This is a genomic window from Flavobacterium sp. N2550, from assembly GCF_025947265.1.
Taxonomy (GTDB): domain Bacteria; phylum Bacteroidota; class Bacteroidia; order Flavobacteriales; family Flavobacteriaceae; genus Flavobacterium; species Flavobacterium endophyticum.
In genome coordinates, this window is sequence record NZ_CP110007.1 from 2606776 (window position 1) to 2629254 (window position 22479).

A 22479-nucleotide genomic window follows, 5' to 3' on the forward strand; every position below is an offset into this window, starting at 1 on the left:
TATTAGATGAAGAATGTCACGATAATGTCAATAATTTTTATTCCGATGAAAGGAACAATGATACCTCCCAGACCGTAGTACAAAAGGTTTCTTCTCAATAAAGCAGAGGCACCGATTGGTTTGTAAGTCACGCCTTTTAAAGCCAGCGGAATCAAAAACGGAATCACTATGGCATTAAAGATAACAGCTGATAGGATGGCGCTTTCTGGGCTGTGCAAGTGCATGATGTTTAGTCCTTGCAAGGCTGGAATTGCGGTAATGAACAGGGCAGGGATGATGGCGAAATATTTGGCTACGTCGTTGGCGATACTAAAAGTGGTCAAGGTTCCTCGAGTCATCAGCAATTGTTTCCCGATTTCTACGATTTCAATCAGTTTGGTAGGGTCATTATCTAAGTCTACCATGTTTCCGGCTTCTTTGGCAGCTTGGGTACCGCTGTTCATGGCAACGCCTACATCGGCTTGCGCAAGGGCAGGAGCATCATTTGTTCCGTCACCCATCATCGCGACAAGCTTGCCGCGCATCTGTTCTTCTTTGATGTAATTCATCTTGTCCTCAGGCTTGGCTTCGGCAATAAAATCATCGACTCCGGCTTTTTCAGCAATGAATTTGGCGGTCAGCGGATTATCTCCTGTTACCATTACTGTTTTGACTCCCATTTTTCGCAAGCGCTCGAAGCGTTCTTGGATTCCAGGTTTGATAATATCTTGCAGTTCAATGACGCCTAAGACTTTATCGTTTTCAGAAACGACCAAAGGCGTTCCTCCGTTGCTAGAAATCTCGGTTACTTTTTCAGCAGTGTCTTTTGGAAATGTATGTCCGGCATATTCGCTTAGTTTTCGGATAGAATCATAAGCTCCTTTTCGGATTTTTGTACCATCAGGAAGATTGACACCGCTGCTTCGTGTTTCGGCAGTAAATTTTATCAAAGTGGCTCCTTTTACAGAAAGGTTTTTTGACGCTTCTTTGCCTGCTAATTCTATAATTGATTTTCCTTCTGGGGTTTCATCAGCTAATGAAGAAAGAATACTCGCTTTTATAAATTCGCTTTCGGATACGCCAGCTGTAGGATAAAAATGAGTCGCTTTTCTGTTCCCGATCGTGATGGTTCCTGTTTTGTCTAAAAGCAGTACGTCAATATCACCGGCAGTTTCTACCGCTTTTCCAGATTTTGTAATCACGTTGGCACGTAAGGCTCTGTCCATTCCAGCAATACCAATGGCTGACAACAATCCACCGATGGTTGTCGGGATCAAGCAGACAAACAATGAAATAAAGGAAGCGATCGTTATCGTGATGTTCGCATAATCAGCGAAAGGCTTTAAGGTGACGCAGACAATGATAAAAACCAAGGTAAAACCTGCTAATAAAATAGTCAAGGCAATCTCATTTGGTGTTTTTTGACGTGAAGCCCCTTCGACCAAGGCAATCATTTTGTCCAAAAAGCTTTCGCCTGGTTCTGTGGTAACTTTGACTTTAATCTTGTCAGAAAGTACTTTTGTACCACCTGTCACGGAGCTTTTATCACCACCAGCTTCTCTGATTACAGGAGCACTTTCTCCCGTAATGGCACTTTCATCAATGGTTGCAAGACCTTCAATGATTTCTCCGTCGGTCGGAATCGTATCGCCCGCCTCGCAGATGAAGATGTCGCCTTTGGCTAAGCTAGAGGATGGTACGATCTGTAATTCATCAACATACATTTCTCCAATTGGGAAGATTTTCTTTGCAGGTGTTTCTTCTCTGGTTTTTCGCAAGCTGTCCGCTTGTGCTTTTCCTCTTGCTTCCGCGATTGCTTCTGCAAAATTGGCAAACAGCAAGGTGAACAACAGAATGATGAATACCGTGAAGTTGTAGACAAAACTGCCTTGTGACTGTTCTCCTGTGAGAATCCAAAGGCAAACGCAAAGCATGACAGCGGTTCCGATTTCTACGGTAAACATAATCGGATTTCGGAACAGCGTTGCCGGATTAAGTTTCAGAAAAGACTGGGCAAAGGCTTCTTTCAGCAGTTCTTTTTGAAACAGTGATTTATTTTGAGTTTTCATTTTTTTTGAAAATCAGTTGATTAATAAAGAGTGAAATATTCTGCAATCGGTCCTAACGTCAAGGAAGGGAAGAAGGATAGGGCAGCGATAATAAAGATCACGGCAAAAACCATAAGTCCAAACGTTGATGTATCGGTTTTTAAAGTTCCAGCGCTTTCAGGAATATGTTTTTTAGAGGCTAAAATTCCGGCTATAGCTACGGGTCCGATTATCGGAAGGAATCTCGAAAGCAATAACACAATTCCGGTTGTAATATTCCACCATGGATTGTTGTCGCCAAGTCCTTCGAAACCACTTCCGTTATTGGCTGCAGAGGAAGTGAATTCATACAATATCTCGCTGAATCCGTGGAATCCTGGATTGTTCAACGTGCTGGCTCCTTGTTCAGGAAAAGCGGTTGACAAAGCAACGCCAACCAAGATGAGGAAAGGATGCAACAACGCGATGATCATGGCAATCTTCATTTCTCGGGCTTCGATTTTTTTACCTAGAAACTCGGGAGTTCTTCCCACCATCAATCCGCTGATAAATACAGCTAGGATAATAAAGATGTAGAAATTCAGAATTCCGACGCCGCATCCGCCATAAAAGCAGTTGACCATCATGGCAAGTAGCTGGTTCATTCCAGACAAAGGCATCGCGCTGTCGTGCATCGAGTTAACGGAACCTGTAGAGATTACGGTTGTCGCAATGCTCCAATAGCCAGAGGCTGCTGCTCCAAAACGCACTTCTTTTCCTTCGGTCGCACCAGCTGTAGTGTCGATTCCCATTTGGGTAATGGCAGGATTTCCGTTCATTTCGGTAATAACAGTCGGAATTGTCAATGCTAGGAATCCGATAGTCATTACGCCAAAAATCATCCAAGACAATTTTCTTCGGTTCAAATAGAATCCTAAAGCAAATACCATAGCAAACGGAACAATCATTTGGGCAATCATCTCAACGATATTGGTCAGGTAATTAGGGTTTTCAAGCGGATGGGCAGAATTGGTACCGAAAAATCCTCCACCGTTTGTTCCTACGTGTTTTATGGCAGTAAAAGCGGCAACAGGGCCTGTCGAAACTTGAACAGCATCTCCTTGTAACGTTGTCATTTCTTGCTTGCCTTCAAAAGTCATCGGAGTTCCGTTAAAAAGCAGCACGGTTGCTACGATTACGGAAATTGGCAATAAGATTCGAGTACATGACTTGATAAAATAATTGTAAAAGTTACCAAGGGTTTCTGTCGTTCTTTCTTTTAAGGCATTGAACAAGACAGCCGCTGCGGCCAATCCGATTCCGGCAGAAACAAACTGCAAGAACATCAAGAAGAGCTGGCTGAGGTAGCTTACGCCCGTTTCTCCAGAATAGTGCTGCAGGTTGCAGTTGACCAAAAAGGAAATAATCGTATTAAACGCCAAATCGGGCGTCATGTTTGGATTATTGTCTGGATTGAGCGGCAGCCAGCCTTGGCAGAGCAGTACGATCATTCCTAAGGCAAACCAGACTACGTTGATGGCCAGTAATGCGACCATGTGCTGTTTCCAGTTCATTTCTTTTTTAGCATCAATGCCGCTGACTTTATAGAATAGAGTTTCAATCGGGACAAAAACAGGGTCTAAAAAAGTCTTTTGTCCTAAGTACACTTTGGCAATGTATCTCCCTAATGGTATGGCTAAAATCAGGGTCAGGACAAACATGGCTATAATTCCTATAATTTCTGTGTTCATTTTTTAAAATTTTTCAGGTTTGAGTAAGACATAGATGATATAGGCAAAAACAGCGAGGGCAATAAGAAATAAGGCTATCATAATTTTAGATTTTATCAAAATAGTAAATCGATACATAAAAAAGGGCAAAGCAAAGCAGCCCTACGATGGTGAGGATAGCAATTGTCATACTCCAGAAGTATTAATTTGTTTTACATATTCCTTGTGCAGCGAAATCGGCAGCAATTGCGAAATCTTCAATCGGTTCATTTCCATATAATGCGAAACCGAAAACAGATAGACATTCGTAATTGCGTTTTTCATTTCTACATTGCCTTTGACAAGCAATTCTTCGGCAAGGGCAAGGCATCTTTTTGTTCGAGCCATTTTACCTAATTGGAGACTGCTGATGGTAATTTCTGCCAAGCGCTCCATTTTTTTGATAAGGCTATCATTGAAATTTTTCATATGATTAAGTTATTTTCGAAGCCTTATGCCAAATTAGAGTCCAATTTTTTGGCAGGACTGCTAAAGCGCTTGTTTACTATGCTTTACATTTTATTGAGACATATGCCAAAAGAAAAACCCTATCGAAACGATAGGGTTGGCACTTTCAAAATGATAGGTATTTAGCTGATTTTGTATTCCTCAAGCTTCCTGTACAAGGTCGTCAGGGCAATATTTAGCAGCTTTGCAGTTTCTGTTTTATTGTGGTTGGTATAATTCAATACCTTTTGGATGTGGATTTTTTCGGCAGAAGCTAGAGAAAAAGCGGATAAGACAGGTGCTTCTCCTGTTGTTTCAGAAGCCTTCAATTGCTGGATTTCCAAAGGAAGGCAATCGGTAGTCAAAATGTTTTCCGTTTCTAATATGACGCTGCGTTCCAAGACATTTTTCAGTTCTCGGATGTTGCCGGGCCAAGTATGCAGTTTTAATAGCTGTATGAATTCTCCTGAAAAGGATTTGATCTTTTTATTGGTTTTCAAAGCAAAGAAATGCAGGAAATGATTCGCCAAAGGCTCTATATCTGCAACTCGTTCTCGCAAAGCGGGCAATTGGATTTGAAATACCGAAAGACGGTAGAATAAATCCTGCCTAAAATGTCCTGCCTCTATTTCTTTAGCCAGATCTCTGTTGGTAGCGGCAATAATCCTTACATTGACTTTGGTTGGCTTGCTTTCACCAACTTTTATAAACTCCCCGTTTTCGATGACACGCAATAATTTTGCCTGAAGGTCTAAGGCCATTTCACCGACTTCATCTAAAAATATGGTTCCGTTGTTGGCTTCTTCAAACAATCCCTTCTTGTCTTTTGAGGCTCCCGTAAAAGAACCGGCAATATGGCCAAACATTTCGCTTTCTAATAAATCATGACTGAAAGCGGAACAGTTGATGGCGACAAAAGGTTGATTCTTTCGCAAACTTGATTGGTGAATGGCGGAAGCAAAAACCTCTTTTCCAGTTCCTGTTTCTCCTGTCAACAAAACAGTGGTATCTGTAGGGGCCACTTTTCTCGCTAGTTCGATAGATTGCTGCAGTGATTTGGAGCTTCCTATGATTCCGTCAAACGAAAGCTTGGTGTCCAGTTTGGCTTCTAATTGGGCAATTCTTTGGGTCAGATTGCTTTTTTCGATGGCACGATGGAGCAGGGGAATGATCTTATTGTTGTCGTCGCCTTTTACGATATAATCAAAAGCACCGTTTTTTATCGCCTGTACGCCATCGGGAATATTTCCGTAAGCCGTCAGCAAGATCACTTCGGTCTGCGGCGACTTTTCTTTGATAGCAATAGTCAGGTCGACACCGTTTCCGTCGGGCAGCTTGACATCGCAAAGCACGACATCAAAAAGCTGCTGTTCTAGTTTCTTTAATCCAGATTTGCAATCTCCGGCTTCAACAACTTCAAAACCTTCAAGGCCGATAATACGGGCCATCAGGCTTCTTAATTTTTCTTCGTCGTCAATGATTAGAATTTTTTTCAAAGGGAATAGAATTTAAGCAAAATTAGTGTTTTGTAGAATTGGAGGTTTATTTTTAAATGATAATTTGCATCTCAAAATTTTAAAAACAAAAAACCTGAAAAATAAAATCTTTCAGGTCTATAAGTTTAAAATAGTCTACAAGGTATTAACAGTCGGCCATATTCACGCTAATCGCCAAACCACCTTCCGAAGTTTCCTTATATTTCGTATTCATATCTTTTGCCGTTTCCCACATCGTATTGATAACCTTGTCTAAAGGCACTTTGGCATTCTTAGGATCGGTTTCTAGGGCTAATTCTGCGGCGTTGATGGCCTTGATAGCGCCCATGGTATTTCTTTCAATACACGGAATCTGAACCAAGCCGCCAATAGGGTCGCAAGTCATTCCCAAATGATGCTCCATTGCAATTTCTGCAGCCATAAGTACTTGGGCCGGTTCGCCGCCCATCAGTTCGCACAAAGCTGCTGCTGCCATGGCAGAAGAAACTCCGATTTCGGCCTGACAGCCGCCCATTGCTGCGGAAATCGTAGCGCCTTTTTTAAAGATACTGCCGATTTCGCCAGCCACCATCAAGAACTGCTTGATTTCTTTTTCTCCCGCTTGGTGGTTTTCAATCACCATATAGTACATCAAGACGGCCGGAATCACGCCTGCGCTTCCGTTGGTCGGAGCGGTTACGACTCTTCCAAGTGAAGCATTCACTTCGTTGACTGCCAGTGCAAAACAGCTGACCCATTTTAGGATCTGGCGGAATTTTACTTCTGTCTTACGAATAGTCTCCAACCATTCTTGCGGATTGCTGTAATTGGCCAGTCCGATAAGGTTCTGGTGCATGTCGAAAGCACGTCGGCGTACGTTGAGTCCGCCAGGCAAGATGCCTTCGGAATGGCAGCCGATGTACATGCATTCGAGCATGGTATTCCAGATGCGCATCAATTCGCTGTGGATGTTTTCTTCCGTGCGCATTGACTTTTCATTTTCATAAACAATTTCAGAAATGCTTTTGTTTTCTTTGATGGTATAATCAAGCAGTTCTACCGCATTTTGTATCGGAAAAGGGAAGGCACATTTTATGGCCTCCTTTTTAATGGCATTTGCTCTTTCTTCTTTTACGACAAAGCCGCCGCCAATAGAATAGAACGTCGATTCGTATTCGCTATCGGCAGTATAGGCGGTAAAAGAAAATCCGTTAGAGTGGAAAGGGAGGAAGTTTTTATTAAATACGATATCCGCTTCCATGTCAAACGGAATCATAGTCTCGCCCGCTAAAGGCAATTGCTTGCTTTTCTTGATCTCAGCAATGATTTTATCGATATTCTCAATCGGAATATATTCAGGATCGGCACCTGTCAGGCCTAACATGACGGCCAAATCGGTAGCATGCCCTTTTCCTGTCAGCGAAAGCGAGCCGAACAAATCTACTTTGATTCGGATGACCTTGCCTAAGATGTTTTCTTCACGAAGCTCTTTCAAAAAGCGTTCTGCTCCGCGCCAAGGCCCTAAAGTGTGGGAACTCGACGGGCCGACGCCAATCTTAAGCATATCAAATACCGAGATACATTCTTCCATAGTAATTACAAGACAATTTTACGCAAATATAATTTTTTTACGATTGCGAAAACGTTGTAAATTTATTAAATGTGCATTATTCCTAGATGATTTTAGAAATTTGATATAATTGGGTGATTTAAAGAGGGTTGGTTTGATAAAGTCGTAAAGTCGTAAAGTTGCAAGTCGTAAAGTTGTAAAAAGTATAAGGCATGTTGGTGAGGTCTTAAAATACGTTTATGGCGAGTCGTCTAACAGAGTTGACAGGCTAAAGTGAGGTCGTTTTGAGGTGTCTAACAGAGTTGACAGCTTCTTTCAGCTTGGGAGAGACTGTCTAACAGAGTTGACAGGCTAAAGTGAGGTCATTTTGAGGTGTCTAACAGAGTTGACAGCTTGTTTCAGCTTGGGAGAAGCTGTCTAACAGAGTTGACAGGTTAAAGTGAGGTCATTTTGAGGTGTCTAACAGAGTTGACAGCTTGTTTCAGCTTGGGAGAAGCTGTCCACTGCGATAAATGGGTTGCCGTTCAGAATTTTCGCCTTCCAAAACGAAATTTCTTTACATTTGGATTCTTATTAACTGTTTTATGAAAAAACTATTCATTGTCTTGATGCTGTCTTGTTTATCAAGTAGGGCACAAATCAAGAGTCCAGCAGAATTTTTGCCGAATTACGGAAAGCAGGTCAGCTTTTATAGCGAACTCGAATCTTATTACGCTCATCTAGTTGCCAATTCTAATTGGATACAGCATAATCCGTATGGCTTTACTTCGCAAGGACGCACCCTGAATACCTATTATATTTCGACGCCGGAGAATTTGAAAAACTTGGAAAGCATTCGAGAAAATCACTTGAATTCGATTGGCATGACCGATAAAAAACCTGCCACTGCAAACGAAAAGGCAATTGTCTGGTTAAGCTTTAATGTACACGGCAATGAAATAGGTGCGGCAGAAAGCGCGATGAAAGTAGCGTATGAACTGCTAAATCCTCAGAATGTAGAAACTAAAAAGTGGCTCGAGAACACGGTCATTATCTTAGACCCGTGCCTAAACCCTGACGGTTTTTCACGATATGGCAACTGGCTCCGTGATATTTCTGGAAAAAACATACATACGGAATTAGCGGATAGGGAACACATGGAACCATGGCCGGGCGGAAGACAGAATCATTATGCCTACGACCTTAATAGGGACTGGGCGTGGCAGACACAAGTCGAGACGCAGCAGCGCATGGTAGTGTACAACCAATGGATGCCGCAAGTGCATGTAGACGTTCATGAAATGGGCTATAACGAGCCTTACTTTTTTCCGCCAGCGGCAGAACCGTTCCACGACTTTATTACCAAGCCGCAACGCGATTTCCATAACGCTATTGGCGAGAACACCTCTAAAAAATTTGATGCCCAAGGCTGGAGCTATTATACTAGAGAGCGCTTTGATTTGTTTTACCCAAGCTATGGCGATACGTATCCGAGTTTTAATGGTGCTATCGGAATGACCTACGAACAAGGAGGCATCGGTGCCGGACGTGCTGTAATGATGCAGAACGGAAGCATCCTTACCTTGCAGGACAGGATCAATCATCACTCGGTAGCCGTATTGACTGCTGTAGAAACAGCATCAAACAGAAAGGAAAAGCTGATTGCGGATTTCAAGGCGTATTTTAAAGACAGCCGCCAAAACCCCAAAGGAAAATACAAGACCTATGTCGTAAAAAATAATGGCAAGTCAGAACAGCTGGCGGTATTGCTGCAACAGAACGGTATTGAGTTTGCGTATGCCGACGAAACCAAAAAGCTGTCAGGCTACCACTATCAATCCGACAAAGACAAGTCGTTCACGATTGAGCCCAACGATATGGTGATTCAGGCGAGCCAGCCAAAATCGGTCTTGACGCAGGTGTTGTTTGAGCCGAACCAGCGATTATCCGACAGCTTGTCTTACGACATTACGGCTTGGGCCTTGCCGCTTGCTTTCGGCATTGAAAGCTATGCTTTAAAAAATGCGCTGTCGGTAAAATCGAAGACCCAGCTCAATCACCCGGATAAGATTGTTGCCGAAAATGCTTTTGCCTTTTATATTCCGTGGAACAGCAGGGTTTCAGCTAAAATTGTGGCTGGACTATTGCGAAAAAATATCAAGGTGCGTTCTTCAAGAAAGGCATCCGCTTTTGGTGCTATCAAGATAGGGCTGGGCGATCTCATCGTATTGAAATCGGACAATCGCCAACTGCCTGATTTTGAAAAGACATTGGAGAGCTTATTGATTGAGAAATCGGACTATAACGTTATCAAGAGCGGCTTTTCTGTCAGCGGAAGCGATTTAGGCGGTGAAAACTATCCGTTGCTGCGTGCGCCGAAAGTATTGCTTTTAAGCGGCAGCACTATCAGCCCGACCGATTTCGGACAGGTCTGGTTTTATATGGACCAGATCATCAATTATCCTGTCAGTATTGTAGATGTAAACGATCTCAGGAGAATCAGCCTTTCCGAATTTACGACCTTGATCTTGCCTGACGGCTGGTATGACCTGTCGGACAGCCAGAAGAAAAATATCGATGACTTTATCTCAAAAGGCGGGAAGGTAATTGCCCTGCAGAATGCTCTAAGTTTGTTTGAAGACAGAGAAGGCTACAGCCTTACGCAATATGCCACCGACGAAGAGAAAGACGAAGCCAAAAAAGAAAGCAATGAAGAAGCATTGAAATTGCGCTTTCAGCAATACCAGAATGCAGAAAGGCGTTCGATTTCCAACGCCGTTCCTGGAGCCATCGTAGAGAATGTATTGGACAAGACGCACCCGCTTTCGTACGGACTGGGCGATACCTATTATAGCCTGAAAACATCGGACAAGCATTTTAAGATATTGAAAAATGTATGGAATGTGGCGTATGTTCCCGAACACTACAAAAGCTTTGGCTTTATTGGCAAGAACCTCAAAAAGAAACTAGAGAATACGGCTTCTTTTGCTGTAGAGCCGATCGGCAAGGGACAGGTGATCTATATGATCGACAATCCGCTTTTCAGGGGATTTTGGGAAAACGGAAATTTACTGTTTAGCAATGCCTTGTTTTTAGTCGACTAGCCATGAAAAGATATGTGCTTATACTAGTTGTTGTATTGTTTGGCGCGTATGCCAAAGCACAGACATTGAACGAGGTGTACGGACAGAGCGTCAAAGCTTACGAAGCTAAAGATTATAAATCTTTTTTGGCATTGACCTTAAAGTTAGACAGCTTGAGACCTTCGCACCCGACATTTACGTATAACCTGGCAGCCGCATACGCCTTGAATGGGAATGTAGAAGAAGCCAATCTGTATTTGGAGAAATTGGTGCTGACAAACAACAAGACTGAATTTGAAAAGGATGCCGACTTCAAGAGCCTAGAAACTACAGCCGCCTATAAAAAGACTATCTTGTTGAAATCCGAGCTGGAAAAGGAAGTTAAGAATTCAAAGAAGGTGATTTCCTTATCCGAAAAAGACCTGCATCCCGAAGGATTGCTTTTTCTGGAGAAATCAAAGACTTGGTTGGCAACAAGCATCCGAAAAAGAAAAATCGTTTCTTTCAATCCTAAGACAGGAAAGTGTACCGATTGGCTTACCGGCAAAAATATCTTGGCCGTTTTTTCAATCAAAGCAGACAAAGACGAGAAATATTTATGGGCAGCTACCGGCGCCTTGCCAGAAATGGAAAAATACTCGAAAACACTAAAGGGAAAAGCAGAAATCTTAAAAATTGACATCAAGACCAAAGCCATCGTAAAACGGTTTTCTGTCGGCGGGGAGCATCTTTTTGGCGATTTGGTAGTTGCTAAAAACAACATAGTTTATATCACTGATAGCGAAAAGCCGATTGTTTATAAGATCGAGAAAGATACGATTACGGAATGGCTCAGCCTTAACGGAGAAGCGCTCAGCCTTCAGGGTATAGCTCTCAATACGGAGAATACAAAACTGTTTATGGCAGATTACCTAAGCGGAATTGTAGCAGTAGACATCAAAAACAATGCTGACAGGTCATGGCTGGAATTTCCGAAAGGCAGTACCAAAAAAGGCATCGACGGCCTGACGTATTATGACAATTCGCTGATTGCGATTCACAATGGTGTGCAGCCGATACGTATCGTTCAATACAAGCTGGATAAAAACCAGAAGCAGCTGACAGGCTTTACCACCTTAGACAATAACCGTCCGGAATTTAATGAGCCGGTACTGTCGATGCTCAAAGGCAACAAGCTGTATTTCTTCGCCAATTCGCCTTGGAAGTTTTATTCTAAAGAATTTGCGTTGGATTTGAGCAAGTTTCAAAATCCGATGCTATTTAGTCATGATCTTAAGGGCAAAATATGAAGGTAATATCGATAATTTCATTACTGACGGTTGAAGAGAATGTGTTAGGTAAGATTTTGACAAAACGGGAATTTATTGTTCAGCAATGCTTTGTTTTTGGCAGACTAAAACGCAGTTACTTCCGTTATCTTCTATAAAAAAGATATGAAAAGAATAATCGTCCTGCTAGTAGCGTTTGCCTTTTTGAGTTGTGATAAAGACAATGACTCGTCTCCTTCAGAAGATCGCAATTTTAGACAAGACATGCGCGATTTTGTCATCGGTATCAGCCAAAAGGCAAAAGGCATCAAGCCTGGTTTTGCTATCATTCCGCAAAACGGAATCGAATTGGTTTCTGAAAACGGAGAAGCAGACGGCCTTCCTGCCCAAGCTTATTTAAATGCCATCGACGGTAACGGACAAGAAGATCTGTTTTACGGATATGACAATGACGATCAAGCAACTCCTATGGACATTTCGAATTATGTAAAAAGCTTTTTAAACCTTTCAAAGAGCAAAGGCAAGACCATTTTGGTAACGGATTATTGTTCAACGGCTTCAAAAATGAACAATTCCTATCAAACGAATGCCGTAAACGGCTATATTTCTTATGCCGCGCCGCAACGGAATTTGACCGTAATCCCGACTACGGTTCCCAATAATTCCAATATTGCCGTAATCACAAACTTGTCACAGGCAAAAAATTTCTTGTATTTGATCAATACTGAAAACTTTGCATCAAAAACGGCTTTTATAAACGCCGTAAAAGCGACGAATTATGATGCGATTATAATGGATTTGTTTTTGAACGAGGAACAATTTACGGCTACAGAAATCAGCCAATTGCGAGACAAAGCCAACGGCGGGAAACGTTTGGTCATCTGTTATATGTCTATTGGAGAAGCCGAAGATTACCGCTACTATTGGCAGCCTTCTTGGAATACGTCAAAACCCAACTGGATGGCAGCGGTAAATCCGGATTGGCCTGGAAATTTCAAAGTGAAATATTGGAATGAAGACTGGCAGAAAATTATTTATAAGAACAACGATTCCTATCTGGACAAAATTTTAGAAGCTAATTTTGATGGCGTTTACCTCGATATCATTGACGGTTTTGAATATTTTGAGAAATAAAAACAGTTTAAAAATGTCATCTTGTCATATTTATAAATGCCAACTTTAACAAAAACTGACAATTTTAATTATTTTTTGTCTTGGCACAAAGATTGCCTAATTGTTCACGAGTTCAAAAATTAGTATAGAAACAAAATATATATAAAAATGGGTAAAATAATCGGAATTGACTTAGGAACAACAAACTCTTGCGTTTCTGTTATGGAAGGAAGCGAACCAGTTGTAATTCCTAATGCTGAAGGAAAAAGAACAACGCCATCAGTAATTGCATTTGTTGAAGGTGGAGAAATCAAAGTTGGTGATCCTGCCAAAAGACAAGCAGTGACCAATCCAACAAAAACTGTTGCTTCAATCAAACGTTTCATGGGAAATAAATTCTCTGAAAGCGCTACAGAAGCTAAAAATGTACCTTACAGTGTTGTAAGAGGTGACAATGACACGCCACGTGTTGACATTGACGGCCGTCTTTATACGCCACAAGAATTATCAGCCATGACACTTCAAAAAATGAAGAAAACGGCTGAAGATTATTTAGGTCAAACAGTTACAGAAGCAGTTATTACTGTTCCTGCTTATTTCAACGATGCACAACGTCAGGCTACAAAAGAGGCTGGTGAAATCGCTGGTTTGAAAGTAATGCGTATCATCAACGAGCCAACTGCTGCAGCTTTAGCGTACGGTTTGGATAAAAAAGGTACGGATCAAAAAATTGCAGTTTACGATTTAGGTGGTGGTACTTTTGATATCTCTATCCTTGAATTAGGAGACGGAGTTTTCGAAGTATTGTCTACAAACGGAGATACACACTTAGGTGGAGATGACTTTGACCAAACTATTATTGACTGGTTGGCTGAAGAATTCAAATCAGAAGAAGGTTTGGATTTGCGTCTTGACCCAATGTCATTGCAACGTCTAAAAGAAGCTGCTGAAAAAGCTAAAATTGAATTGTCATCTTCTGCTCAAACAGAAATCAACTTGCCATACGTTACTGCAACAGCTACAGGACCTAAACACTTAGTGAAAACTTTGACTAGAGCGAAGTTTGACCAATTGACTGACGCGTTAGTAAAACGTTCTATGGCTCCAGTTGCCAAAGCATTAAAAGATGCTGGCTTGAGCATTTCAGATATCGACGAAGTTATCTTGGTGGGTGGTTCTACAAGAATCCCAAGAATCCAAGAAGAAGTAGAAAAATTCTTCAACAAAAAACCGTCAAAAGGAGTTAACCCTGATGAGGTTGTAGCTATCGGTGCTGCAATCCAAGGAGGTGTTTTGTCTGGAGATGTTAAAGATGTATTGTTGTTAGACGTTACGCCTTTATCTTTAGGTATCGAAACTATGGGTGGTGTTATGACAAAATTAATTGAGTCTAACACAACTATCCCAACCAAAAAATCGCAAGTATTCTCGACAGCTTCTGACAACCAACCATCTGTGGAAATCCACGTTTTGCAAGGTGAAAGAGCTTTGGCTGCAGATAACAAAACTATTGGTCGTTTCCACTTAGATGGAATTCCGCCAGCAGGTAGAGGAGTTCCACAAATTGAAGTAACTTTTGACATTGATGCTAACGGTATCATCAAAGTTTCTGCAACTGACAAAGGAACTGGTAAATCTCACGATATCAGAATTGAAGCTTCTTCTGGATTGACTCAAGAAGAAATCGAAAGAATGAAAAAAGAAGCAGAAGCAAATGCTGATTCTGATAAAGCGGCAAGAGAAAAAATCGAGAAATTGAACGAAGCGGACAGCATGATTTTCCAAACAGAAAGCCAGTTGAAAGAATTTGGTGAGAAATTATCAGATGCGAACAAAACAGCTATCGAATATGCCTTGACAGAATTGAAAATGGCGCATGCTAACCAAGACATCGCTACAATTCAACCAGCTTTAGACAAAATCAACGAGGCATGGAAAAATGCTTCTGAAGAAATGTACAAGCAAGGTGACGCTCAAGGCGCTCCACAAGATGCACAGCCGCAAGGTGAAGCAGGTGGTGACAACGTTCAAGATGTTGACTACGAAGAAGTGAAATAATCACTTTTTAGATTATAGTTTAAAGCGCAGGGTTCATAACCCTGCGCTTTTTTTTGTGCACTACTTTAACAATTAGGGTCTTATATTTTTTGTATTTTAGGCATTCCAAAAAAAAATATACTATGAAAAAGACCGCATTTTTAATCTTACTCGTACTTACTGCTGCCTTTAGCTACGGACAGAAAAAAGGATCCAAAAAGAAAGCCGCTGCAAAACCAGCTTCAGCTGCCTTGGCAAAAGCAGACAATCTTACGGCAGAAATCGTAAAAGGAAATTTCTACCTGTTCATTAATAACAAAGCCAAAAAAGATACAATCGGAATCAAGACGGTTGATGAAAAGAACCCGCCTAAAAATTGCACGCTTAAAGGTTTTACGGCAAAAGGAACACCTTTATACTTGCTGACATGGACAGAGGAGATAACAACTAAAACCGAATTAAAGACCGAAGTAAGAACCATTCTGTTTTCTGAAGTATACGATACGGCTTCAAAAACAAAACTGTTTTCGAACCAGCAGACAACGACAAACATTACAGAGAAGGTTTTTCTTGATCGATTAAAGAACGCTTCGGAAACGCAAGAAAAGGTTAGGAGAGAAGGCTTTGAGTTTGTATTGACACCTGAGGGCGACATCTTACAAAAGAACAAGACACAACAGAATACTTTTGCCTTCAATGCAGCGGATAAAAAATATGTAGAAGGAAAAACAACGAGTACGGCGCCAGCCGTACCGGCAAAGAAAAAGAAAGCCTAATGTACAGCATAAAAAAACCGAGCACTTAGCTCGGTTTTTTTATTATCTGAAAATATTTCCAATGGAGTGGAAGATTCTTCCGAAGAAAGTTTTTCTTACGACGACAACCTCTCCTAACAGCATATAATCTGGTTTCATAATTATTGAAATCTTTTTATTGGAATTGACAATCATAGATTTGTTTTTCATTCCCATAAAGCTAAATTCCAGTTCATCTCCTTTATTGGCAGTCATTGAAAAACTTCCATCAAGGTCTGTTTGCGTACCAATTGATTTTCCCTTTATCATGACACTAACTCCAGGGAGTGGTATATCTTGATCTAATACCATACCGTTGATTTGTATTTCAGAAACAGAAAGAGTGTCATCAGTTGATTTTTCAGCATTACTTTTTTCTGGAGTCTGTTCTGTTTTTACCTTTTCTTGAGAAAAGAGCTGTTGATTTCCGACACTTAAAAAACTCAATATCCCAGTAACTCCAGCAATCCAAATACTGCTTTTCTCTTTTGGAAGCTGTAAATCTTTGTTTAGCTGTGTTTTTAAAAAACGACCACAGCTATTTGGCTCAGAATTGATTTTTTGAATAAGTTGCCTATCGGATAATTTTGTAAAATCATATACCGTCTTCTGGCACGAATTGCAGAATCGGCCTTTTTCTACAGCTGTCATCTCCTGCCAATTTTCGTGGCAAGGTTTCGGAATCGATATATTGATTTTATTAAACATCTGACTTTATTCTGAAATCTTGATCTCAAACATTTTGTCCCATTTTTTACCAGTGACAAAAAGCGTTTTTGTTTTTGGGTTATAAGCCAATCCGTTCAATACATCGTTTCCTGGATCATGGCCTATCATGTTGACTTTAGTCTTTAATTCTCTTAAGTCAAGAATGCCTTCAACAGCACCTGTTTTCGGATTGATTACAGCTACGGCATCTTTTTGGTATACGTTTCCGTAAATTTTTCCGTCTACCCATTCCAGCTCATTGACAGCTTTTATCTTGCTTGCTTCAGAATATACGTTGATATAATCTGCTTCTTTCATAGTTTCCGGATCCAAAACCCAGATTTTTTCGGTACCGTCAGATTGGTATAATAACTTTCCGTCATTGCACAATCCCCAGCCTTCAACTTTTTTGAAGTACTCAAAAGTTTTGATTTGCTTAAGATTATCAGCATTATAGATAAAACCTATGTTTTCTTGCCATGTCAGCTGGTACACTTTATTGTTTAGGATAGTAATTCCTTCTCCGAAATAGCGACCTTCCAAGTTGATGGATTGGTAGGCTTTCCCAGTTTTATAATCGGTTTTTAGCAATTTTGAAGTACCGCGCTGTCCGGTTCCTTCAAATAAAGTATCTCTGTAAAATTCCAACCCCTGTGTATACGATGTTTCATCATGCGGATACGTATTCACGATCGTATACGTAAGCAATTTCGGCTTTACGTTAGAAACCACTTCGATTCGGGTTTCCGTTTCTACATTTTGTCCTTCATAATAGACAAGTGCTTTTACGTTTTGGTAGCCTAATTTGGTATCGGCCAAAGCAAAATCTAATTTCTTGTTTCCGACAACCGCACCGGCTCTTTTCTCGTTCACATAATAGATGATAGAGTCGATGGTCTTGTTTTTATCGTTCTTTAGCATCAAAGAAAGCGATTCTTGAGGCTGATATGACTCCTTTAACCTAGCAGAATCAATGCTGAATAAATTTTTTTTCTCTTTTTCGTCATCACCGCAGGACACGATTACCGTCCCTAATAAAATGAATGCTAATAGTTTATGTTTTTTCATTGTTTTAAAATTGATTAGGACAATATACAACGTTATTTTATAACCGCCAATTGCCTTGCAAAAATATAAAATCTTTGTATATTTGCACCGGCAAGTCCTACACGACCAGCTCCTGCAGACTCCCCCAGGGTGGGAACACAGCAAGGGTAAGCGGTTGTAGCGGTGCGATGTAGGTCGCTTGCCATTTTTTTTAATCTTCCCTTTGCGGAGGATTTTTTGTTTTTAACCCTTTCAGGGTTTAAAACCCTGAAAGGGTTGGTCTTCTGAAATAAAAAATAAACACTAAATTTGGCTTCAAATTTCTAAGAAGCTATCATGTCTAAAATCATACTAATTACCGGCGGTTCTTCAGGAATCGGAAAATCCATTGGAGAATACCTTGTCCAAAAAGGATATACCGTCTATGGCACCAGCCGTAATCCAGAGCGCATCACCGGTTCTAAATTTCCTCTAGTCGCGCTTGATGTTCGAAATGTAGAAAGCATCCAGAATGCTGTTGCGGAAATTATCCAAAAATCAGGAAGGATTGACGTCGTAATCAACAATGCAGGTGTCGGTATTACAGGACCTTTAGAAGAGATTCCAACATCCGAAATCAAAAATAACTTCGAAACCAATTTTTTCGGGCCTATCGAAGTCATGAAAGCTGTGCTGCCACAAATGCGGTCACAGAAATCGGGCTTGATTATTAATATCACTTCGATAGCTGGCTATATGGGATTGCCGTACAGAAGCGTCTATTCGGCTTCAAAAGGAGCTTTAGAGCTGATTACGGAAGCGTTGCGCATGGAAGTCAAAGATTTTGGCGTAAAGATTACCAATATCGCTCCAGGCGACTTTGCAACCAATATCGCTTCGGGCCGATTCCACGCGCCGCTGATCAAAGGTTCCGCTTATGAAAAGCCATATGGCGACACGCTAAAAATGATGGACGAACATGTGGATTCAGGAAGCAATCCGAACGAAATGGCGCTAGCTGTTGCCAAGATTATCGAAAATCCGAATCCTAAAATACATTACAAAGTAGGCGTTTTTATGCAGAAATTCTCGATTGTACTAAAGAGAGTTCTGCCGGATAAAGTTTATGAAAAAATGCTGATGAACCATTATAAATTGTAATTTTGCTACCGAATTTTGAGATCTTATTCAAGATTTGATTATAAGCGTAAACACACAAATTAAACTATAACAGATGAAATTTTTTATTGACACGGCTAATCTGGCTCAAATTAAGGAAGCACAAGCTCTTGGCGTTTTGGATGGCGTAACAACGAATCCGTCATTAATGGCTAAAGAAGGAATCACAGGAAAAAACAACATCCTAAAACATTATGTAGATATCTGCAATATTGTAGAAGGTGATGTAAGTGCCGAAGTAAATGCGCTTGATTTTGACGGAATGGTAAAAGAAGGTGAAGAGTTGGCCGAACTGCATGAACAAATCGTGGTAAAACTGCCGATGACGAAAGAAGGCGTAATGGCTGCGAAATATTTTTCAGATAAAGGAATCAGAACGAATGTTACTTTAGTATTTTCTGCGGGACAGGCTTTATTGGCTGCAAAAGCAGGTGCTACCTATGTTTCTCCGTTTATCGGACGTTTGGATGATATTTCTACAGACGGCTTGAACTTGATCCAAGAAATCCGTGAGATTTATGATAACTATGGTTTTGAGACTGAAATCCTTGCGGCTTCTGTTAGAAATACCATGCACATCATCAATTGTGCTAAGATCGGTGCCGATGTCATGACAGGACCGCTTTCGGCTATCACAGGCTTGCTAAAACATCCTTTGACTGATTTAGGATTGGCTCAGTTTGTTGCTGATTTTGAAAAAGGAAATAAATAAGAAGATGATCTTTTAGATATAAAAAAATCCCGCCTAAATTAAGCGGGATTTTTTGTTTAGTATTATTCGCGAGATTATTTCAAATGCTCGATGAACTTGACATCAAATAAGTTGACGAAAGCGTTGTTGATTGTTCCATCTGCATTGGTGGTAATAGCACGGTGTATTTTTGTAATGACCCATTTCTGTTTCAATTCTTCAAAATCTTTTACCCTGAATTCTTCTATATTGTCGAATTTATATTTAGAAAGATTGGTCTTCCATTTGGATTGATTGTCGTCAACATTGACAGCAATAAAGGTATAGGCAGGATATTTGGCTTTTAATTCCATTGCTTTTTTGTGGACTGTTTCGAAATGAGATTCTGCATTTTCTGTCCAGAAAAAGATAACGCATTTTTCTTTCACAACATCCTCGCTGCTGACGGTTTCTCCGTTCAAATCAATCAAGCTGACTTTTGGCAATGGATTGCCATTTTTTAGCATCTGGATTGCGTTCCCTATTTTTATGATTTCATTCTGGTTGCCTTTGTCCGTCGAAAGCTGGTTATAGCGGTCAAGGAATTTTTTATTGTTTATGATATGCTGGTCTTCTAATAGATAAGCAAATGCAATATTGTCTAGGATCGTATTTTTTATTTCCGGATTCTTGAAAAGCGTGTCAGCAATATTAAGCTTGGTGATGTTCATGTCTAAAGCCTTGTCTTCTTCCGAAGCCTTTTCATCCGCTTTTTCCAAAGCCATATTGTTGAGCATGTAGGTAAGATATTTTACAAAAGGAGAGAAATTAGTCAGGTCCTTGTTATTGTAATCAATCTCGTCGCGGTATTCATAGAAATTCTTTGGCAATTTTTGAGAGACATTTTCGCCTGTCCTGATTTCATGAATTACAGGATAAATTTCTTTTTTCGTATAATAAGGAAAATCAAGAGAAGCCAAAGCATACAGGTCAAACTCATCGCTCCATTTTAAAGCTTCTTTCTTGGTCGTATAGTAGTTTTTTCTAGAAGTATAGGCCGAGTCGATGTATTTGTTGAATTTATTCAAGTCATAGTCAAATACCGTAAACATTTTGTTTTTGTCTTCCTCATTCTTAAGATACATTTCCATCAAGAAATTGTTCTTTTCTTCGCCGCGGCCGCAAAACACAACAGATTCGTCAAAGTCATTCGAATTCATGCGTACCATGATACTGTCGTTCTTGTCAAAGTAAACATATTGGTATTCTGGCTCGTGCTTGAAAGTGTATAATCCAGGAGCCAAAGAATCGAATTTCTTAAAAAAACGATTGTTCCTGTCCAAAGGAATAGTATCTATTACTTTGTTGTCTTTAAGAAACAGGACATAGCGATTTAGAGGATTTGTAACTTCGCCACCGAAATAAGCAGTAAAATTATCGTTTTTGAATTTCTTTTCGCAGGATCCCATTAGGAACAGGCTGAAAATTGAAAACGATACGATTTTAAAAACTTTCAAATTGTGCATGTAGTTTAGATCTAATAAACAAAAATATTCAGATGCATCTAGATTCTCTGTTAAGGCATAGTTAAATATAGATGCCTTCAATTATTTAGAATGCGATTAAATAATTAAATAAGAACTTTAAGTTTATGCTGTAAAACTATCTCCGGTTCCTATGCCAAAAGTGCAGTATTTTTTCTACTTTTGCAAAACTTTTTTAAAAACTATAGCAATGTTAACAGTAAATAATTTATCAGTACAGTTTGGCAAAAGAATTTTGTTTGATGAAGTAAATACAACCTTTACAGATGGTAATATTTACGGAGTTATTGGAGCAAACGGTGCTGGAAAATCTACCTTCTTAAAAATACTTTCAGGAGAATTTGACCCGACTTCAGGGAATGTTTTCTTGGAACCAGGCAAACGTATGTCGGTGCTGAACCAAAATCACAACATGTTCGATGAGCATACGGTTTTGGAAACAGTAATGATGGGAAATAAAGTGCTGTATGCCGTTAAAAAAGAAATGGACGAGCTTTATCTGGATTATACAGATGAAAATGCAGACAGAATAGGCGAGTTGCAGGTACAGTTTGAAGAAATGAACGGCTGGAATGCTGATTCTGATGCTGCTTCTTTGCTTTCAAGCTTAGGCATTACAGAAGACAATCACTATACTTTGATGGCCGATATGGAAGGAAAACTAAAAGTCCGCGTGCTTTTGGCACAAGCGCTTTTTGGTAATCCTGACGTTTTGATTATGGATGAGCCTACCAACGACTTGGATTTTGAAACCATTGCTTGGTTAGAGAACTTCTTGGCAAACTATGAAAATACCGTAATCGTCGTATCGCATGACCGTCACTTCTTGGATGCCGTGTGTACGCATATTTCGGATATCGACTTTGGAAAAATCAACCATTACTCTGGAAACTATACCTTCTGGTATGAGTCTAGCCAGTTAGCCGCAAAACAGAGAGCACAGCAAAACAAAAAAGCGGAAGAAAAGAAACAAGAATTAGAAGAATTTATCCGTCGTTTTAGTGCGAACGTGGCAAAATCGAAACAAGCTACTTCGCGTAAGAAAATGATCAGCAAATTGAATATTGCCGAAATCAAACCATCGAGCCGTCGTTACCCAGCGATTATCTTTGACCAAGAAAGAGAAGCGGGAGACCAAATCTTGAACGTTGTAAATTTAAGCGCTTCAATTGATGGAGAGACGTTGTTCACAGGCGTAGATTTGAATATGGCAAAAGGCGACAAGATTGTCTTGTTTTCTAAAGATTCACGTGCTACGACAGCTTTTTATGAAATCTTAAACGGAAACCAAACTCCGGATTCTGGAACTTTTGATTGGGGAATTACAACGACTCAAGCGTATCTTCCGGTTGAAAACCACGATTTCTTTGAAAATGACCTGACTTTAGTAGATTGGTTAAGACAGTGGGCAAAAACAGAAGAAGAGCGTGATGAAGTGTATATTCGCGGATTCTTAGGGAAAATGATTTTCTCTGGCGAAGAAGCTTTAAAAACAAGCCGTGTATTGTCTGGAGGAGAAAAAGTACGTTGCATGCTTTCTAGAATGATGATGCAGCGAGCGAATGTCTTGATGTTAGATGAGCCTACAAACCACTTGGATTTGGAATCGATTACCGCTTTCAACAACTCATTGAAAAACTATAAAGGTTCTGTTATTTTCACGACTCATGACCACGAATTCGCGCAAACTGTTGGTAACAGAGTGATTGAACTGACGCCAAAAGGAGCCATCGACAGATACATGACTTTTGATGATTATCTTGATGATGAAAAAGTACAAGAGCTTAGAAAGAAAATGTATTCTTAAGGAA

The 22479-nt window shown here is 40.3% G+C and carries 17 protein-coding genes and 1 other RNA gene; 9 read left to right on the forward strand and 9 right to left on the reverse strand.

Features of this window, described 5'->3' with window-relative positions; genetic code table 11:
* Nucleotides 1–2 precede the first annotated feature (2 nt).
* The 6 genes from kdpB to OLM56_RS11535 all read right to left on the reverse strand — a co-directional run bounded on the left by kdpB (nt 3) and on the right by OLM56_RS11535 (nt 7288).
* Complete coding sequence (gene kdpB, locus OLM56_RS11515) at nt 3–2048, reverse strand: potassium-transporting ATPase subunit KdpB (RefSeq protein ID WP_264527063.1); 2046 nt, start codon at nt 2046–2048, stop codon at nt 3–5.
* A gap of 20 nt (nt 2049–2068) precedes the next feature.
* Nucleotides 2069–3757 (reverse strand): potassium-transporting ATPase subunit KdpA, encoded by a 1689-nt coding sequence (gene kdpA / locus OLM56_RS11520; RefSeq protein ID WP_121376305.1) that lies wholly within the window; start codon nt 3755–3757, stop codon nt 2069–2071.
* A gap of 3 nt (nt 3758–3760) precedes the next feature.
* Nucleotides 3761–3874 (reverse strand): potassium-transporting ATPase subunit F, encoded by a 114-nt coding sequence (locus tag OLM56_RS17510; protein WP_211331191.1) that lies wholly within the window; start codon nt 3872–3874, stop codon nt 3761–3763.
* Between the two features lie 48 nt (nt 3875–3922).
* Complete coding sequence (locus OLM56_RS11525) at nt 3923–4204, reverse strand: hypothetical protein (protein ID WP_121376304.1); 282 nt, start codon at nt 4202–4204, stop codon at nt 3923–3925.
* A 161-nt stretch (nt 4205–4365) separates the two neighbouring features.
* Nucleotides 4366–5718, reverse strand: coding sequence for a sigma-54-dependent transcriptional regulator (locus OLM56_RS11530; protein WP_121376303.1), 1353 nt, complete (start codon nt 5716–5718; stop codon nt 4366–4368).
* A 145-nt stretch (nt 5719–5863) separates the two neighbouring features.
* Complete coding sequence (locus tag OLM56_RS11535; protein WP_121376301.1) at nt 5864–7288, reverse strand: L-serine ammonia-lyase; 1425 nt, start codon at nt 7286–7288, stop codon at nt 5864–5866.
* 563 nt (nt 7289–7851) lie between these two features.
* On the opposite strand from OLM56_RS11535, the gene OLM56_RS11540 reads away from it, so the two are divergent.
* The 5 genes from OLM56_RS11540 (at nt 7852) to OLM56_RS11560 (ending at nt 15523) form a co-directional block, all read left to right on the forward strand.
* Entirely contained in the window at nt 7852–10350 is a 2499-nt protein-coding gene (locus OLM56_RS11540; RefSeq protein WP_264527064.1) for a M14 family metallopeptidase, read from the forward strand.
* A 2-nt stretch (nt 10351–10352) separates the two neighbouring features.
* Nucleotides 10353–11618, forward strand: a complete 1266-nt coding sequence (locus OLM56_RS11545) for a TPR end-of-group domain-containing protein (RefSeq protein WP_264527065.1) — start codon at nt 10353–10355, stop codon at nt 11616–11618.
* Between the two features lie 144 nt (nt 11619–11762).
* Nucleotides 11763–12731, forward strand: a complete 969-nt coding sequence (locus OLM56_RS11550) for an endo alpha-1,4 polygalactosaminidase (protein WP_264527066.1) — start codon at nt 11763–11765, stop codon at nt 12729–12731.
* Nucleotides 12732–12878: 147 nt separating this feature from the next.
* Entirely contained in the window at nt 12879–14768 is a 1890-nt protein-coding gene (dnaK, locus tag OLM56_RS11555; RefSeq protein ID WP_121376296.1) for a molecular chaperone DnaK, read from the forward strand.
* Between the two features lie 122 nt (nt 14769–14890).
* A complete protein-coding gene (locus OLM56_RS11560) occupies nt 14891–15523 on the forward strand; it encodes a hypothetical protein (protein WP_264527067.1) in 633 nt (210 codons plus the stop codon).
* Nucleotides 15524–15565: 42 nt separating this feature from the next.
* On the opposite strand, the gene OLM56_RS11565 is transcribed toward OLM56_RS11560, so the two are convergent.
* Nucleotides 15566–16249, reverse strand: a complete 684-nt coding sequence (locus tag OLM56_RS11565; protein WP_264527068.1) for a carboxypeptidase-like regulatory domain-containing protein — start codon at nt 16247–16249, stop codon at nt 15566–15568.
* A 6-nt stretch (nt 16250–16255) separates the two neighbouring features.
* Entirely contained in the window at nt 16256–17317 is a 1062-nt protein-coding gene (locus OLM56_RS11570) for a glutaminyl-peptide cyclotransferase (protein ID WP_264527069.1), read from the reverse strand.
* An 88-nt stretch (nt 17318–17405) separates the two neighbouring features.
* Between OLM56_RS11570 and ffs the strand changes: the two genes are divergently transcribed.
* From ffs to fsa, 3 genes are all read left to right on the forward strand, one after another.
* Nucleotides 17406–17504, forward strand: an RNA gene (gene ffs / locus OLM56_RS11575) — signal recognition particle sRNA small type.
* Between the two features lie 128 nt (nt 17505–17632).
* The gene (locus OLM56_RS11580) at nt 17633–18436 is read left to right on the forward strand and encodes an SDR family oxidoreductase (protein ID WP_264527070.1); all 804 of its coding nucleotides are present in this window, start codon (nt 17633–17635) and stop codon (nt 18434–18436) included.
* Nucleotides 18437–18509: 73 nt separating this feature from the next.
* Nucleotides 18510–19166 (forward strand): fructose-6-phosphate aldolase, encoded by a 657-nt coding sequence (fsa, locus tag OLM56_RS11585; RefSeq protein ID WP_182493548.1) that lies wholly within the window; start codon nt 18510–18512, stop codon nt 19164–19166.
* A gap of 74 nt (nt 19167–19240) precedes the next feature.
* Here the strand turns inward: fsa and OLM56_RS11590 are convergent, their stop codons facing one another.
* The gene (locus OLM56_RS11590; protein WP_264527071.1) at nt 19241–20650 is read right to left on the reverse strand and encodes a TlpA family protein disulfide reductase; all 1410 of its coding nucleotides are present in this window, start codon (nt 20648–20650) and stop codon (nt 19241–19243) included.
* 208 nt (nt 20651–20858) lie between these two features.
* On the opposite strand from OLM56_RS11590, the gene OLM56_RS11595 reads away from it, so the two are divergent.
* Nucleotides 20859–22475, forward strand: a complete 1617-nt coding sequence (locus tag OLM56_RS11595) for an ABC-F family ATP-binding cassette domain-containing protein (RefSeq protein ID WP_121376291.1) — start codon at nt 20859–20861, stop codon at nt 22473–22475.
* Nucleotides 22476–22479: the final 4 nt, after the last annotated feature.